Annotated in this window: 17 protein-coding genes; 13 read left to right on the top strand and 4 right to left on the bottom strand. The window is 58.8% G+C overall.

Annotation, left to right across the window (positions count from 1 at the left end; translation table 11 throughout):
- Positions 1-147: 147 nt before the first annotated feature.
- Genes cydP through RHP74_RS11645 form a run of 5 tightly spaced genes read left to right on the top strand, consistent with a single transcriptional unit; the run spans position 148 to position 3474 of the window.
- Positions 148-348, top strand: a complete 201-nt coding sequence (gene cydP / locus RHP74_RS31390) for a cytochrome oxidase putative small subunit CydP (protein ID WP_331460111.1) — start codon at positions 148-150, stop codon at positions 346-348.
- The gene (locus tag RHP74_RS11660; RefSeq protein WP_311099501.1) at positions 345-1916 is read left to right on the top strand and encodes a cytochrome ubiquinol oxidase subunit I; all 1572 of its coding nucleotides are present in this window, start codon (positions 345-347) and stop codon (positions 1914-1916) included. Before cydP ends, RHP74_RS11660 begins: the two co-directional genes overlap by 4 nt.
- Positions 1909-3045: a cytochrome d ubiquinol oxidase subunit II gene (cydB, locus tag RHP74_RS11655; RefSeq protein ID WP_311099499.1), complete on the top strand. Its 1137-nt coding sequence runs from the start codon at positions 1909-1911 to the stop codon at positions 3043-3045. Before RHP74_RS11660 ends, cydB begins: the two co-directional genes overlap by 8 nt.
- 22 nt (positions 3046-3067) lie before the next feature.
- Positions 3068-3190, top strand: coding sequence for a cytochrome bd-I oxidase subunit CydX (gene cydX, locus RHP74_RS11650; RefSeq protein WP_010459227.1), 123 nt, complete (start codon positions 3068-3070; stop codon positions 3188-3190).
- A complete protein-coding gene (locus RHP74_RS11645) occupies positions 3187-3474 on the top strand; it encodes a cyd operon YbgE family protein (RefSeq protein ID WP_010459225.1) in 288 nt (95 codons plus the stop codon). The genes cydX and RHP74_RS11645 overlap by 4 nt, the downstream gene beginning before the upstream one ends.
- 109 nt (positions 3475-3583) lie before the next feature.
- Here the strand turns inward: RHP74_RS11645 and RHP74_RS11640 are convergent, their stop codons facing one another.
- Positions 3584-4273 carry a helix-turn-helix domain-containing protein gene (locus RHP74_RS11640; protein WP_010459223.1) on the bottom strand — a complete coding sequence of 230 codons (690 nt, stop codon included), beginning with the start codon at positions 4271-4273 and terminating at the stop codon, positions 3584-3586.
- Between the two features lie 104 nt (positions 4274-4377).
- On the opposite strand from RHP74_RS11640, the gene RHP74_RS11635 reads away from it, so the two are divergent.
- Both RHP74_RS11635 and RHP74_RS11630 read left to right on the top strand, forming a co-directional pair.
- Entirely contained in the window at positions 4378-5319 is a 942-nt protein-coding gene (locus RHP74_RS11635) for a carbon-nitrogen hydrolase family protein (protein WP_077750451.1), read from the top strand.
- 46 nt (positions 5320-5365) lie between these two features.
- Complete coding sequence (locus tag RHP74_RS11630; RefSeq protein WP_311099495.1) at positions 5366-5800, top strand: GFA family protein; 435 nt, start codon at positions 5366-5368, stop codon at positions 5798-5800.
- 29 nt (positions 5801-5829) lie between these two features.
- Here the strand turns inward: RHP74_RS11630 and RHP74_RS11625 are convergent, their stop codons facing one another.
- A complete protein-coding gene (locus tag RHP74_RS11625) occupies positions 5830-6300 on the bottom strand; it encodes an anti-virulence regulator CigR family protein (protein WP_145309503.1) in 471 nt (156 codons plus the stop codon).
- 195 nt (positions 6301-6495) lie between these two features.
- Here RHP74_RS11625 and RHP74_RS11620 point away from each other — a divergent pair, with 195 nt between their 5' ends.
- Together RHP74_RS11620 and RHP74_RS11615 are read left to right on the top strand one after the other, a co-directional pair.
- Positions 6496-6900 carry an antitoxin Xre-like helix-turn-helix domain-containing protein gene (locus RHP74_RS11620; protein ID WP_077750379.1) on the top strand — a complete coding sequence of 135 codons (405 nt, stop codon included), beginning with the start codon at positions 6496-6498 and terminating at the stop codon, positions 6898-6900.
- Positions 6894-7586, top strand: a complete 693-nt coding sequence (locus RHP74_RS11615; RefSeq protein ID WP_010459214.1) for an RES family NAD+ phosphorylase — start codon at positions 6894-6896, stop codon at positions 7584-7586. The genes RHP74_RS11620 and RHP74_RS11615 overlap by 7 nt, the downstream gene beginning before the upstream one ends.
- A gap of 662 nt (positions 7587-8248) precedes the next feature.
- Here RHP74_RS11615 and RHP74_RS11610 read toward each other — a convergent pair.
- A complete protein-coding gene (locus RHP74_RS11610; RefSeq protein WP_311099491.1) occupies positions 8249-8923 on the bottom strand; it encodes a TetR/AcrR family transcriptional regulator in 675 nt (224 codons plus the stop codon).
- Between the two features lie 154 nt (positions 8924-9077).
- Here RHP74_RS11610 and RHP74_RS11605 point away from each other — a divergent pair, with 154 nt between their 5' ends.
- From RHP74_RS11605 to RHP74_RS11590, 4 genes are all read left to right on the top strand, one after another.
- Complete coding sequence (locus RHP74_RS11605; RefSeq protein WP_311099489.1) at positions 9078-9503, top strand: hypothetical protein; 426 nt, start codon at positions 9078-9080, stop codon at positions 9501-9503.
- A 269-nt stretch (positions 9504-9772) separates the two neighbouring features.
- Positions 9773-12028 (top strand): TonB-dependent siderophore receptor, encoded by a 2256-nt coding sequence (locus RHP74_RS11600; protein ID WP_311099487.1) that lies wholly within the window; start codon positions 9773-9775, stop codon positions 12026-12028.
- Between the two features lie 314 nt (positions 12029-12342).
- Positions 12343-12873, top strand: a complete 531-nt coding sequence (locus RHP74_RS11595; protein WP_311099486.1) for a glyoxalase superfamily protein — start codon at positions 12343-12345, stop codon at positions 12871-12873.
- A gap of 86 nt (positions 12874-12959) precedes the next feature.
- Positions 12960-13652 carry a bifunctional 2-polyprenyl-6-hydroxyphenol methylase/3-demethylubiquinol 3-O-methyltransferase UbiG gene (locus RHP74_RS11590; RefSeq protein WP_083377069.1) on the top strand — a complete coding sequence of 231 codons (693 nt, stop codon included), beginning with the start codon at positions 12960-12962 and terminating at the stop codon, positions 13650-13652.
- Here the strand turns inward: RHP74_RS11590 and RHP74_RS11585 are convergent.
- A complete protein-coding gene (locus tag RHP74_RS11585; RefSeq protein WP_077750373.1) occupies positions 13637-14869 on the bottom strand; it encodes a nucleoside permease in 1233 nt (410 codons plus the stop codon). The genes RHP74_RS11590 and RHP74_RS11585 overlap by 16 nt on opposite strands.
- Positions 14870-14886: the final 17 nt, after the last annotated feature.

Here is a 14886-nt window from a genome sequence, read left to right as displayed (position 1 = left end):
AGTGAGTGCTCGCGCCGTAAGACTGCCAATGACTGCCAATCCTGGCAGATTGGCAGCGCACTGACCTGCCAACACATTCCGCGCATCGCTGGATTAGTATCTAACCGCCTGTTTTAAAACGATAAAAACTTACCTCTCCCCCTTGGCATGCCGTGTGCTAACTGCATAGTCATGACCATTTCCGACAAACGACTGCGACGCCATCTGCTCACAGCAGTAGTGATCAAGCTACTGGTGCTGACAGTGCTGTGGTGGCTGTTCATCCGGGATTCGCACGTCAGTGTCGACTCGAACACCATCGGAAACCGTTTCGGTGTACCCACCTCGACTCAAGGGGCAAGCAAGTGATTTCAGAACACCTGGTGGATTTGTCTCGGCTGCAGTTTGCAGCCACTGCGCTTTATCACTTTCTTTTTGTACCGCTCACGGTTGGCATGGTCTGGCTGCTGGTCATCATGGAAAGTGTCTATGTGATGACCGGTAATGTTATCTGGAAAGACATGACGCGCTTCTGGGGCAAGTTGTTCGGCATCAACTTCGCCCTGGGGGTGACTACGGGCATCACCCTGGAATTCCAGTTCGGTACCAACTGGGCGTATTACTCGCATTACGTCGGCGACATCTTCGGAGCCCCACTGGCGATCGAGGGCATGATGGCGTTCTTTCTTGAATCGACCATGATCGGCCTGTTCTTTTTTGGTTGGGATCGTCTGAAGAAAGAGCACCACTTGCTGGTCACTCTGCTGATGGCGATTGGTACAAACCTTTCAGCCTTGTGGATTCTGATCGCCAATGGCTGGATGCAGAACCCGGTAGGTTCAGAATTCAGTTACATCACCATGCGCATGGAGATGGTTGATTTTTGGGCAGTGGTTTTCAATCCGGTAGCACAGGCCAAGTTTGTGCACACCGTCTCAGCCGGCTACGTCACCGGTTCGATGTTTGTGCTGTCGATTTCCAGTTGGTACTTGCTCAAGAATCGTGATGTCGAGTTTGCCAAACGCAGTTTCCGGGTGGCGGCGGCCTTTGGTCTCGCATCAGTGCTGAGCGTGATCGTGTTGGGTGACGAGTCGGGTTACACGGTGGGTGAGGCGCAGCAAACCAAGATGGCAGCCATGGAGGCCATGTGGGAAACGAAGCCTGCTCCGGCTGGCCTGACATTGGTGGCCAGTATTAATGAAGCCGAGTCCAAAAATAACTGGGAAGTTGAAGTGCCGTGGCTGATGGGCCTGATTGGCACACGATCAGTCAGCAAGCAGATTCCAGGCATTCATGAGATCAAAGAAAAGAACCGCGCTCGAATTCTCCGAGGTATTACCGCCGTCAATGCCCTTGAAGCCGTCAGAGCCAATCGCACCGATTCGGCAGCTCTGAAGACATTCGATGAATACAAAACCGATCTGGGCTTTGGCCTGTTGCTCAAGAAGTATGTCGAGGACGTCAACCAGGCCACGCCGGCCATTATCGAAAAGGCCGTAAACGATACCGTGCCGCGCGTGACACCTATGTTCTGGGGGTTCCGGATCATGGTCGCGCTAGGTTTTGCCATGCTTGTGCTCTTCGGACTTGCCTTTTGGAGCACCTTGAAGTCGACCTGCACACGACGCCGCTGGTTACTGCGTTGGGCGCTCTGCATGCTGCCTGCGCCATGGATTGCCTGCGAGCTGGGCTGGTTCGTCGCTGAATACGGCCGCCAGCCCTGGACCATTTACGGCGTGCTGCCGACCCACATGAGCGTATCCACGCTTAGCGTCAACAACCTCTATGGCTCGCTGGCGGGATTCATCGTTTTCTACACCGTGCTGCTGGTGATTGAAATGTTCCTGATGGTCAAGTTTGCCCGTCAAGGTCCTGGCAGCCTCGGAACTGGCCGTTATGTACACGATGCCCATTTGAAGGAACTCCACCATGCTTGATTACTTCACCCTGAAAATTATCTGGTGGGTGCTGGTCGGTGTATTGCTGATCGGCTTCGCCATCATGGATGGCCACGACATGGGGGTCGGCACGCTGCTGCCCTTTGTCGGCCGCAATGACATGGAGCGGCGCGTCGTTATCAATACCGTCGGTCCGCATTGGGATGGTAATCAGGTCTGGTTCATTACTGCGGGTGGCGCATTGTTTGCGGCGTGGCCTGTGGTGTATGCCACCGCATTCAGCGGATTCTACTGGGCGATGATTCTGGTCCTCTGGGCGCTGTTCTTCCGCCCGGTGGGTTTTGACTATCGCAGCAAGATCCACAACTCCACCTGGCGCAGTACTTGGGATTGGGGACTCTTTGTGGGTGGAGCAGTGCCGCCTCTGGTGTTCGGGATTGCGTTTGGCAACCTGCTGCAAGGTGTGCCGTTCCACTTTAACGACCTGCTGGTTTCGACCTACACCGGCAGCTTCTGGCAACTGCTCAACCCCTTCGCGTTACTCACCGGCGTTGTAAGCAGCGCAATGATCACCCTGCAAGGTGGTGCTTATCTGGCACATCGCACTGAAGGGGTTATCCAGGCGAGGGCAATCAAAGGCGGGGTGGGTGCAGCGATCGTGCTCGTGAGTTCATTTATCGTTGCCGGCATCTGGCTGCAATGGATTGATGGCTATCGCATTACATCGGTAGTTGATACGGCAGGACTGCCTGACATTCTCAGCAAGTCCGTGGTGCGCGAAGCGGGAGCCTGGATGGCCAACTATGGCCATTATCCTTTGCTGTGGCTGCTGCCCGCACTGGGATTGATCGGCGCAGCAGGTGCCGCCGTGCTGTTGATGGCGCGCCGTACACTTTCAGCGTTTATTGCGTCATCGCTTTCAGTCATCGGTGTTATCTGCACGGCCGGCGTATCGATGTTTCCGTTCGTCATGCCGTCATCAACGATGCCTGCGGCAAGTCTTACCGTGTGGGACAGCGTCGCCAGTCACTTAAGCCTGGCCATCATGTTCTGGGCCGCGTTGATCTTCATGCCACTGATTGTGCTTTATACCTCGTGGGCTTATCGCGTCATGCGGGGCAAGGTCACCGTTGCACAGATCAAAGCCAACGAACATTCTGCCTATTAGTGCCGGCAAAGGAGTAATGAACATGTGGTATTTCGCCTGGATGCTGGGGGTCGGTTTTGCATTGCTACTGGCTATATTGAACGCGATGTGGGGCGAGAACGAAGTTGGCCGAGCCTTGAGCGACAACGACGAGACGCTGTCATGATGCCGCGCGTCGCTAACCCTCAACCAACCTCACACCTTCATTTGCCGAGTTTGGTGATCGCTTTAGCAATCATGCTCGCTTGTACGCTCTATCCTCCCATGATGGCCGCTCCTGACGGGAAGCCTGACCACGCGCTGGCTACAGCATTATTCGCAGCCATGAGCGTGGCCTTTGTGAAAGGTGTGGGTTTTGTCCCGCGGATGCTCGTCTGGCGCTGGCTTCTCTCAGGCTGGACTTGTTTCGTGTTACTTGCCGTTGCTGGCTGGGTAAAGTTTCTACAGTGAGGACTGACGACACGATTTGATCTGACTCTTCAACATAAGGAACTGAGGCCAGTCAGATCATGCTCAGATCGGCCAGCGCCGCTCGCTCACTGATGGTTATTTCGCCAAGCTAACGAGTGACTGCCGCCCTCCTGGTCCCCGCAAACGCACTCGTCCCCAGCCAGCGCCACAGGTTTTCCGCGTCCTTCACCGCGCCATCCACACGCAGCTCTTGCGACTCAAGCACCTCCCGCGGTGTGCGGTCGCCCGCCCATACTTCGGTCAACGCGCGCACGCTGGAGTCCACGACCAGCGTCAGCTCACGGCCCGGGTCATCGCGGCATAGATCCGCCACGCCCTGCTCCACCACCAGCCACCACGCTTGCTCGCCGGGCCGCGCGTCGCGGAACGTGAACTGGATGACCACCGGTCGCGACGGAAACGTCTCAATGCGCACGAACCGCCGCACATCCCACATCAGCAGGCCGGCGTCGAGTTGGTCATCGCGCAGGCGACTGCCGATCCAGCGCGCTCCCCAGTGCCCCAGCGCCATGATGATGGGGCGCAGTTCCTCGCCCGCCGCGGTCAGGCTGTACTCCCAGACTTTGCCGGTGGCCGTGCGGTGTACGACGCCGATGTCTTCCAGATGGCGTAGCCGTTGTGCCAGCAGATTGGTGGACATTCGGGGGACGCCACGGTGCAGTTCGTTAAAGCGTTTGCTGCCGCACAGCAGCTCGCGCACCACCAACGGTGTCCAGCGCTCGCACAGGGCTTCAGCACCGCGGGCGACTGTGCAGAACTGGCCGTAGCTCTCTTCCATTGCCTGGTCTCCGCAACTGCAACGCTTCACTTTTTGAACTAGCCCGGCCCCTTCGCCACGCGCACGCTCAAGCCTTCGAAAGCCAAAAGCCAATGGAGAACGCCATGACCAAGGTAGCCATCATTCAGCGCCCGCCCGTGCTGCTCGATCGCAGCGCGACGATCGCCCGGGCCGTGCAATCGGTCGCCGAGGCGGCGGCAGCAGGCGCCTCGCTGATCGTTTTGCCCGAATCGTTCATTCCCGGTTACCCGTCGTGGATCTGGCGACTGGCGGCGGGCAAGGACGGGGCTGTCATGGGCCAGTTGCACACGCGGCTGCTGGCCAACGCGGTCGATATCGCCAACGGTGATCTGGGCGAACTATGCGAAGCCGCCAGGGTTCACGCCGTGACGATTGTGTGCGGCATCAATGAATGCGACCGATCTACGGGAGGCGGCACGCTCTATAACAGCGTAGTCGTTATCGGTGCGGATGGCGCAGTGCTCAACCGCCATCGCAAGCTGATGCCGACCAATCCGGAACGCATGGTGCATGGCTTCGGTGATGCGTCCGGGTTGCGTGCGGTCGATACACCGGTCGGCCGCGTCGGTGCGCTGATCTGCTGGGAAAACTACATGCCGCTGGCGCGCTATTCCCTGTATGCCCAGGGGGTGGAGATCTATATCGCGCCCACCTACGACACCGGCGAAGGCTGGATCAGCACGATGCGGCACATTGCACTTGAAGGCCGCTGTTGGGTGCTCGGCAGCGGCACCGCGCTGCGCGGCAGTGACATTCCCGAGGACTTTCCAGCGCGTATGCAACTGTTTGCCGATCCGGACGAATGGATCAACGATGGCGACTCGGTGGTGGTCAGTCCTCAAGGCCGGATTGTGGCCGGCCCCTTGCATCGGGAGGCCGGCATTCTGTATGCCGACATTGACGTCGCACTCGTGGCGCCGGCGCGACGGGCGCTCGACGTCACCGGGCATTACGCGCGCCCTGACATTTTCGAACTGCACGTGCGGCGCTCGCCAGCGATACCGGTTCACTACATCGACGAGTGAAGACAGGCATCCGTGCTGTATCGGCCATTGATAAAGGAGTCATGCCATGAGCATTGAACGGTCGTACAAAGGCAGTTGTTTCTGCGGTGCAGTCGAGTTCACCGTCAGCGGCGAACCGGCCGCAATGGGCTATTGCCATTGCGAGTCGTGTCGGCATTGGTCAGCAGGACCGGTCAATGCCTTCACGCTGTGGAAACCCGACGCGGTGCAAGTGACTCGGGGTGCCGACAACATCGGCACCTACAACAAGACACCGCGCAGCTACCGCAAGTGGTGCAAGACGTGTGGCGGGCACCTCTTTACGGACCACCCCGAGATGGGGCTGATTGACGTGTATGCCGCGGTCATTCCGGATCTCGCGTACTCGCCGGCTGTCCACGTGCACTATCAGGAGACGGTGCTGCGGCTCAAGGATGGATTGCCCAAGTTAAAGGATCTCCCCGGCGAGGCAGGCGGATCGGGTATCAGCGTGGAGGAATAGCACAGCGAGGCTGAACGCTGATTCAAGCGTTAATCAAACGCACCGTTCAACACTTCATAAATCAGCCCGGTGGCCAGCGCCACCAAGATCAAATCGGTCCCCGCTTGCTGCCATTCGTATCCGTCGTAATGAGGCAGCCTGCCAACCAGGCGGCCATCCAGCTTTTTGGCAATGCCAGGTGGCAGCGGCTTCCCGCGCGCGAGGTTCTTTTGGATGCCGGGTGGTAACGCAGGGCCGGGGCTCCAGTAGTCCCGATAGCCGCCGACAATCCCCAGAATACTGTTGTGATTGATACTCGGGCCATGACCCCATTCGCCGCCCCCGGCGTTTTTTCCTTGGCCGGCCTGGCCTCCCTGGTTGCCATGGGCCTGGCCGTTTTGCGGGTTTCCCTTGCCGTTCCCCTGGCCCTTTCCATTACCTGGATCGGCCAATGCCGTTGCCGAGCCGCAGACCAGTGCAAGACTTGTAACAGCGGCAATCAATGAGCGTGATGTGAACATTGGGTCGTTCCTTCAGTAAGGGGGAAATATCCCTCGTTAAAATTTAGTCGTTATTGAGGAGATTGGTTCCCTTCGCGTCGCCAAAAGTATTTAACCGATAACAATGACTTCAATGTCCATTGGTCGAAGCAGACTTGCTCTATAGATTCATTAAACCTATCTTCGAATCTACAGATTCAGAAAGAGCTATTGAATATGGCAGTCCCCCTCCAGGAGCAAGCCTTTACCAAAGCCCAATGCGTAACAGGCCTGCGTGCTGCCGTCGGCATCCTCGAAAAGTGGAGCGCCTCCAGCGATCAGGCCTGTCGCATCCTGCGCATTTCCCGCAGCACCTACACCCGCGCCCGGCAGCGCGATCCCGCATGGTCCGTGACGCTCGATTCGGACCAGATGCAGCGCATCAGCTTCGTGCTCAACATCCACGCCGCATTGCGCCTGGTCTTCGACAACCCGGACAACGTCTACGGCTTCCCGTCGATGGCCAACCACAACGAGTTTTTCAATGGGCGCAGTCCGCTGGAGATCATGGCTCAGGGCGACATGATTTCCTTGTATGAAACCTTCAAGCGCATTGACGTGCTGCGTGGCGCGCAATGGTGACGGTGAGCGAACTGGCAGAACTGGCCGGTGAGCAATTGCAGGCTTATCGACTGGTCAATTCGAAGTTTCCACCCATTGCGATGTTTGATGACGTGGCGGATGCGGACGAGTTCGAGGTGCTGTATCAGATTCAGGCGCTGACCAATCCCCGGTTGAAAAATGAAGTGGGTCATCTTGAGTTGATTGCGCGGGATCAGATCCCGTTCGGCATCCCTGGCTGCTCTTATGCGACGGCGCCGTTTACCCACGTCAACCCGGCGGGTTCGCGGTTCAGCGATGGTCGTTTTGGGGTGTTGTACCTGGCGGACTCCATGGACACGGCATTGGCCGAGGTTCGGCATCACCAGAGTCTTTATTGGTCAAATGTGCCGAGCCTCAATTATGAGCGGTTTGTGTTTCGGGGGTTGTCCTGCGCCTTCGTGGATGTGGCAATGAAAGACGCTGCTGCCATTGCGCTGACTGATCCGGTTTATGACCCTGACGACTACACGCATTCGCGGCGCTTGGGCAGGTCCGTCAAAGAGGCGCGCTGTCCAGGGATTCGTTACCACTCGGTGCGGATGCAAGGCAGTTATTGCTGGGCGCTGATGACGCCCAAGCCGGTTCTATCAATCATTCAAACAGCGCATTACGAGATGGTCTGGAATGGTCAGGTCACCAGTGTCAGCAAGATCAGCGAGGCTTGAAACGATCGCCTGATCGCCTGATCGAATTACGCTGAAGCTGCGTTGCACGGGCCTGCCCATTGTCGTATTGGGCGGGCGTTACCACCGGTTTGCACCCAGGTTTACATCACTCCACGCACCGTTTTGGCGTGTTCCGGATTTCCCGATGCAGGTTATCTCCCGTGAGCTCGTCGACGTGCCACGCGGGTTCTTTGCCTGCGCTCAACCCGACAGGGTATGGCCCGGTCGGTGCCAAGGCGGCGTGTGCCCGAGCGATGAAAGCATCGGTGCTTCGGGTGTCTGTGCCGGAAAGAGGGCCCGAGATCTTCGAAAAGTGCTTTGTATGCCAAGGCTTTGTCGAGTTCCCGATCTTGCACACACGTATCTTAGACCGCGCTGTTGACAGGGCCAGCCTCCAGGCAGAGATCGCGGTAGACCGGGGTGACCGGTGGAGGCGGACTGGAACAGCCGGCGATGAGCACGCTTGCCAATACCGACAACCAAACCAAGGGCGACACGATGGTGGATGTTTGAGACGCGCAGGTGTTGATGTGATTCAAAGTACCGTCCTTGGAGGCTGTGGCGAATTATGGTTGCGGTTTTCTATTGACCAGCGAGACGCCGCCGTCTTTACGCTTGATCGGTATCGGCCCGGATTACAGGCAGTTTAGGGATATGCGGTGTCAAGGAGCCGAAGACCGCGCGCTCGAAGCGTTGCGTTTTCGTCGCGCCTCTTCATCCTCCGCCAGTGCCTGACGCACCAGCGCCCGAGCCGCCCAGGCGGCGGCGTCGAGTGATTCTGCGACGCTCGCGCGGCTGATATCGCGCACGGCGATCAACGCCTCGGTGCCCATGACGATCGACAGCGCCTGCTTCAATCGCTCTCGCGCCCGAGGTGAGAGCACGTCCTTCAGCGAGTCGACAATCGGCTCGATGTAGCTCATGCGTCGGCCTGGTCGCAGTGCCTCACGGGATTCGTTTTCGAGCCACACCGTCATGAACGAACGCTCCATCACGTGCAGGCCGATCTCGTCGTCGATCAACAGTTTGTTCAGCGCGTTCGCCGCCAGACCAATGCCCTTTACCGGATCGTCCCCCGGCCGCCAGATCTGCTCCAGCGGCGTCATGTCTCGGTCTGCCGCCGTCTCGCTGATCAACGCCTCCGTCGAGGGAAAGTAGCGATACGCCGTGGCGCGCGACACCATCGCCCGCTCGGCCACTTGCGCAACCGTCGGGTTATGGCCCTCGTCGCGCAAGGCGATGGCGGCATCGATCAGCGCCTGACGCGTGCGGCGCTTCTGGTTGTCGCGGCCCTGATCGCCGTCTCCGCTGGACGGGCTTGACTTGGAAATTGGCATGGAGTAAATGAGATCCTGTCTTGTCGTGAGACACGAGTCTCATAATAGACACTCGATATCCAACCCACAAGAAGTCGCCCGCAGGAGCGCCTGACGACTTCAAATCAATTGTTTGAGCAACTGAACGCGCCCCAGGGCGCATGAGGTGAATGCCATGAATCACAACCCCCGTTCGCGGACCTGGTTTCGGCTCGCTGCCCTCTACTTTGCCATTGGCGTGATGCTGGGCGTGGCGATGGGCGCTTCCGGCGATCATTCGCTCTTCGCGGTACATGCCCATATCAATCTGTTGGGATGGGTGTCGATGGCCCTGTTCGGCATCATCGGCACAGCCCACCCGTCCATCACCGAAGGGCGCGTGGCCGCAGCGCAGTTCTGGATATACAACGTTGGCGTCCCGCTGATGCTCGGCGCGCTGACGCTACGGCTCAAGGGCTTCCCGTCAGTCGAGCCGTTGATTGGCGTCGCCTCGCTCCTCATCGGTTGCAGTGTGCTGCTGTTTGTGTGGCTGGTGTTCTCGCGCATCGGTGTGAAAACTGTGTACCTGAGCAGCCCGACAGGCGAATCGCGCCTGTCTTGACGCGCCAAACACGTCCCCGCTTTTTGGGCAGCGTATCGGTCCGGGGTGACTCTGCCTCGGATCGATTGCTGCCTCCGACATGATCCGGCTGCGCTGCGATCAAGCCTGTGTCAACGGCCGATGCAGCCTCGCTCCAGGCGTGCACGCAATGCGCTGGACACACCCCATTTGATAAACCATCTCAAATGAGTATAAATCCTATTCCAGAATCAATTTCCATTGCGTATGATACGGATTCTCAATAACAGCAAAATCAAATGAGTGTTCGCATGACCGCCCCCATCTCCCTGTGTACACAAACCTCCGTGACGCCGCGCATGCCTTCGACCCTGCGCCCCCTGGCGCTCGCAGTGCACATGCTGGCAGCCGGTATCGCCATCACTGCGCCCTCCTTGCAGGCAGCGGAACAGACTGAGCAGACGGAGACTGGAAGCTCTGTGACCTTGGCCCCTATCGCGATCACTGAGACGGCCATTCGCGAACGCAGTGCCGTCACCGAAGACACCAACTCTTACACGACGGAGGCTGCACGCACGGCCACGCCGTTGAGCATGTCGCTGCGGGAGACGCCGCAGTCGGTCAGCGTCATCACCCAGCAACGCATACAGGACCAGGATCTGCATACGATCCTCGACGTGGTCAACAATGCCACCGGTGTGTCGGTCAACCGCTATGAGACCAGCCGGGCGCAGTTCAACGCCCGAGGTTTTGAGCTCAACTCGCTGATGATCGATGGCGTGCCCACCATCTACGAGCAGCCATGGAGTTCGGGGGAAATTTTCAGCAGCCTGGCCATGTATGACCGCGTCGAAGTAGTACGCGGCGCCAACGGTCTGATGACCGGTGCCGGCGATCCATCCGCCTCCATCAACATGGTGCGCAAGCGCGCCAACAGTAAGGACCTGAAGGGTTCTGTAGAGCTGAGCGCCGGCACCTGGGACACCTACGGCGTCGAGGCTGATGTGTCCACGGCGCTGAACGAGGAAGGCACCATTCGCGCGCGGCTGGTCGGGGAGACCAACGAGGGCGACACGTGGATCGATATGAACTCGAACAAGCGCCAGACCCTCTACGGCACGATGGATATCGACCTGACGCCCGACACCACGCTCTGGTTCGGCTTGAGCCGGCAAGAAAGCAACGCCGACTCGCCGATGTGGGGTGGCCTGCCAGTCTGGTACGCAGACGGCGGCCGCACGAACTGGAGCCGCTCGAAGTCGACCTCCGCCAAATGGAGCAAGTGGGACACGACCTACGAGACTTACTTCGTCAATCTTGATCACACCTTTGCCAACGACTGGCAAGTCAATCTGAGCTACAACCGTGGCGAACGCACCGGCGACTCTTCCCTGCTGTACCTGTCCGGCAATCCAGGCAGAAACGGCAGCTCCGCGATGTCTTCGTTCCCGGCGACCTACAAGACCGAGACCACCCAGGACGACTACGGCATCCGCTTCAATGGCCCGTTCTCGTTCCTGGGGCGCGAGCACGAATTGGCCTTCGGCTATGTGGACAGCAAGCAGAAGTTCGACGCCGATTCACTCGACGCGCAAACAGGCTTTGGCGGTGTCGCCGATTTCGATTCCTACAACGGTAATTTCGCAGAACCGGTATGGGGCCCGAGGACCGACTACGGTTACAGCGAGACCCGCCAGAAGGGCCTGTACGCGGCAACTCGCCTGAACGTGACCGACGATTTGAAAGTGATCCTTGGCGCGCGTGAAAGCTGGTACGAGAAGACCAGTGATGACGTCTTCTCGGAAGTCAGCAAGATCGATGTCGATCATGAGCTGACACCCTATGCAGGTATTGTCTACGACCTCACCGACAACCTTTCGGCTTATGCCAGCTACACAGAAATTTTCCTGCCGCAATCGGTACGCGACCGCAGTGGCCAGGCATTGGAACCGATCGTTGGCGAGAGCACTGAATTGGGCCTGAAGGGTGAGTACTTCGGCGGCCGCTTGAACGCCTCCGCAGCGGTTTTCCAGATCAAACAAGACAACCTGGGCCAGAACACTGGCGCGCTGATCGATCCTTCAAACCCGGTCGGCGGCTTCGCCTACGAGGCGAGTGAAGGCGCGACCAGCAAGGGTTTCGAGCTGGAAGTTTCCGGCGAGCTCGCAACGGACTGGAATGCATCGGTGGGTTACACCCAGTTCACGGCCGAAGATGCCAACGGCGACGACGTCAACACGCTGTACCCGACCAAGTTGCTGCGCACCTTTACCACCTACCGTCTGCCAGGGGCGTTCAACAAGCTGACCATTGGCGGCGGGGTTAACTGGCAGGATTCGATCTACACCTACGCCGTCAACCCGGCCGGCAACTCCGAAAAAATCCAGCAGGATGCCTATGCCCTGGTCAACCTGATGGCTCGCTACGAGTTCACCGAAAACCTCTCGGGCCAGGTGAATGCCAACAACGTCACCGACGAGAAGTACTTCGACATCTTCGATGCCTACGGCGCCCTGACATACGGTGCACCGCGTAGCATTACGGCTTCGGCGAAGTACCGCTTCTAAGGCACCCGATCGGGTGGCGCTGGACTCTGCTAACACAACACCGGCCTTGCGCCGGTGTTGTGCTTTTTGACGACAGACAAATACGAAAGCGTCCTCGCCTCATGTCGAATAAATAGCCCATTCTCTCGTTCACCTGCTCCTGACTTCCGCACTCATTGACCGCTGTGTATCATCAGTCCCGGGCCGATGCTGCCCGCCGCTCGCTCCCGAAGGGAAAGGTGAAAGCATTGCTTCTCCCCCAAATCCTGTCGTATCTCTTGAGAGCCGAGGTTTGGCAACGCGAGCACCAGAATGCCTTGGCTACAGGAGGAACGATGTTTTCAATCGAACAAGCCAAGCAGATGGCCAAGAGGCTGCGTGCCTCGCTTGAGGGGCGCAATCAAGCGACGTCTCACTCAACCGCGCTTGAGCTGGTCGCGCATCAAATGGGTTACAAGGACTGGAACACAGCGTCTGCGATGCTTCCCCAGGAACCTGATCAACCCGCCATTACCTTCGACAGAGCCATCCCGATACTGCGGATGTTTGACGAAACCAAGGCGCGCGAGTTCTACCTTGATTTTCTAGGCTTCAGCGTCGAATTCGAGCACCGCTTCGAAGCAGATCTGCCGCTGTACCTGGGCATCAGCCGAAACGGTCTGCAGCTCCATCTTTCCGAACATCATGGCGATGCGAGCCCGGGATCGACGATATTTGTCCCGATGCACAATATCGAACTGTTGCGTGACGAATTACAGGGCAAACGCTACGGATACGGACGGCCAGATATCGTTCAGCAAGGTTGGGGGCAAGTGTTGGAAGTCCATGACCCCTTTGGCAATCGCATTCGATTCTGCCAAAGCTGATCCTGCCTGGCGGGCTGGGGTGACCCAGCCCGTTTCCTTGATACGTGTCCTATCCTTCTAACCAACCCACCACGCCAGACGCCAACATGCCCGCCTCCGAATCCACCCTCCTCGACAGCTGGCACCACAACGCCCATGCCTGGATCACAGCCATCCGCAGCGGCGCCATCGAAAGCCGCCTCACGGTGACCGACCAGGCCATCCTGCTGGCCGTGCTGGGCCGCCAACCCGAGCGCGTGCTCGACCTCGGATGCGGCGAGGGCTGGTTACTGCGCGCGCTGGCTCAACGGGGCATCACGGCCGTCGGTGTGGATGGCGATGCGACGCTGGTCGACGCGGCGCGGGCGTCGGGGTCATCGCAGGTGCATGTGGCGAGCTATGAAGAATTGGTGGAGGCCAAGGTGGACATCGGCCGCGACTACGACCTGATCTGCGCCAACTTCGCCCTGTTGCACCAGGACATCATTCCGCTGCTCGCCGCCATGAACGCCCTGCTCCGCCCTGGTGGTGCACTGGTGATCCAGACACTGCACCCGTGGGCTGTCGCGGCAGGCGACTATCAGGATGGCTGGCGGGAAGAAACCTTTGCCGGGTTCAAGGGCCAGTGGCAGCCCATGCCGTGGTACTTCCGCACCTTGTCCAGCTGGCTGAATGCGCTGGACATGGCCGGCTTTCGGCTGGCCGTCCTGCAAGAGCCGCAGCACCCGCAAAGTCCGGTGCCGCAGTCGTTGCTGTTGGTGGCCGAAAGCGGGCAAGGCGTTGTTCAGACGGTCGATTGAACAACCGCGGCCTGCCGCCCCTTGAACGCCAGCGCAAAGCAGAAAAAGATCGCCAGGGCGAACCCCGCCGGAAACAACCAGATGCTCTTCCAGTCATGGCTGCCCGTCAGCGCATAGTGGTCGGTCACCTGCCCTGCGACCCAGAAGCCGATCAGCATGCCCAGGCCATAGGTCGCCAAAGTAATGAGCCCTTGGGCCGAGCTTCTGAAACGCTCCGGCGCTTTGGCGTCGGTGTAGATCTGGCCGGACACGAAGAAAAAGTCGTAGCAGATGCCGTGCAAGGCGATGCCGGTAAACAACATGAACGCCAGGTCGCCATTGTTACCGTAGGCGAACAGCAAGTAGCGCAAGGCCCACGCCAACATCCCCACCAAAAGCGCAATCTTGATCCCGAAGCGGTGAATGAACAGCGGCAGAAGCAGCATGAACAGCACTTCGGAAACCTGCCCGATGGCCATTTTCGCCGTCGGATTGGTCACGCCGATTTCCGCCAGAAACGGATTGGCATTCTGGTAATAAAACGCCAACGGAATGCAGATCAGAATGGAGGCGATGAAGAACACCAGGTAACTGCGGTCCTTCAGCAAACTCAACGCATCCAGCCCGAGCATTTGCTTGAGGCCGCTGCGGCCCACCTCAGGTTTCAGTGGCGCGGTGCGCGGCAAGGTGAAGCTGTAGAGGCCGAGCACCAGAGACGCAATCGCCGACATCAGAAAGGTGTTGCGCAGCCCGCCTGACGAAATCAGGGCCTGGGAGTCCCAGGCAAACACAAAGCTGATGACCACGCCGGCCACAATCCAGCCGATGGTGCCCCACACGCGGATGCGGGAGAACTCGAGGGCCGGGTCGCTCATCTGCCGGAACGCCACTGAATTCACCAGTGCCAGGGTCGGCATGTAGATCATCATGTACGCCAGCACGTAAGGGTAAAACGTACTGAAGTCCGGCGCTCGATACAGCTGATACAGCAACACGGCGCCCACCAGGTGCAGCACCGCAAGGATGCGTTCGGCATTGAAGAAGCGGTCGGCGATCAAGCCGATCACAAAGGGCGCGATGATCGCGCCCCAGGACTGGGTAGAGAATGCCATGCCGATCTGCCCGCCGCTGGCGCCCAGGTTACTGGCGAGGAACGTACCGAGGGTGACGAACCATCCGCCCCAGATAAAGAATTGCAGGAACATCATGGCGCTCAGGCGCGCGGTCATCGTGGACATAACAGTCACCGTCTTAT

It is taken from the genome of Pseudomonas sp. SG20052 (assembly GCF_031766055.1).
Lineage (GTDB): Bacteria > Pseudomonadota > Gammaproteobacteria > Pseudomonadales > Pseudomonadaceae > Aquipseudomonas > Aquipseudomonas mandelii.
Note: the sequence above shows the minus strand (reverse complement) of the source record. Positions and strands in the feature narration are given on the sequence as shown.

Excerpts from the sequence above, each read along its gene's own strand:
- cydP (WP_331460111.1), top strand. The coding sequence starts at position 148 with ATGCCGTGTGCTAACTGCATAGTCATGACCATTTCCGACAAACGACTG.
- cydB (WP_311099499.1), top strand. The coding sequence starts at position 1,909 with ATGCTTGATTACTTCACCCTGAAAATTATCTGGTGGGTGCTGGTCGGT.
- cydX (WP_010459227.1), top strand. The coding sequence starts at position 3,068 with ATGTGGTATTTCGCCTGGATGCTGGGGGTCGGTTTTGCATTGCTACTG.
- RHP74_RS11645 (WP_010459225.1), top strand. The coding sequence starts at position 3,187 with ATGATGCCGCGCGTCGCTAACCCTCAACCAACCTCACACCTTCATTTG.
- RHP74_RS11640 (WP_010459223.1), bottom strand. The coding sequence starts at position 4,273 with ATGGAAGAGAGCTACGGCCAGTTCTGCACAGTCGCCCGCGGTGCTGAA.
- RHP74_RS11635 (WP_077750451.1), top strand. The coding sequence starts at position 4,378 with ATGACCAAGGTAGCCATCATTCAGCGCCCGCCCGTGCTGCTCGATCGC.
- RHP74_RS11630 (WP_311099495.1), top strand. The coding sequence starts at position 5,366 with ATGAGCATTGAACGGTCGTACAAAGGCAGTTGTTTCTGCGGTGCAGTC.
- RHP74_RS11625 (WP_145309503.1), bottom strand. The coding sequence starts at position 6,300 with ATGTTCACATCACGCTCATTGATTGCCGCTGTTACAAGTCTTGCACTG.
- RHP74_RS11620 (WP_077750379.1), top strand. The coding sequence starts at position 6,496 with ATGGCAGTCCCCCTCCAGGAGCAAGCCTTTACCAAAGCCCAATGCGTA.
- RHP74_RS11615 (WP_010459214.1), top strand. The coding sequence starts at position 6,894 with ATGGTGACGGTGAGCGAACTGGCAGAACTGGCCGGTGAGCAATTGCAG.
- RHP74_RS11610 (WP_311099491.1), bottom strand. The coding sequence starts at position 8,923 with ATGCCAATTTCCAAGTCAAGCCCGTCCAGCGGAGACGGCGATCAGGGC.
- RHP74_RS11605 (WP_311099489.1), top strand. The coding sequence starts at position 9,078 with ATGAATCACAACCCCCGTTCGCGGACCTGGTTTCGGCTCGCTGCCCTC.
- RHP74_RS11600 (WP_311099487.1), top strand. The coding sequence starts at position 9,773 with ATGACCGCCCCCATCTCCCTGTGTACACAAACCTCCGTGACGCCGCGC.
- RHP74_RS11595 (WP_311099486.1), top strand. The coding sequence starts at position 12,343 with ATGTTTTCAATCGAACAAGCCAAGCAGATGGCCAAGAGGCTGCGTGCC.
- RHP74_RS11590 (WP_083377069.1), top strand. The coding sequence starts at position 12,960 with ATGCCCGCCTCCGAATCCACCCTCCTCGACAGCTGGCACCACAACGCC.
- RHP74_RS11585 (WP_077750373.1), bottom strand. The coding sequence starts at position 14,869 with ATGTCCACGATGACCGCGCGCCTGAGCGCCATGATGTTCCTGCAATTC.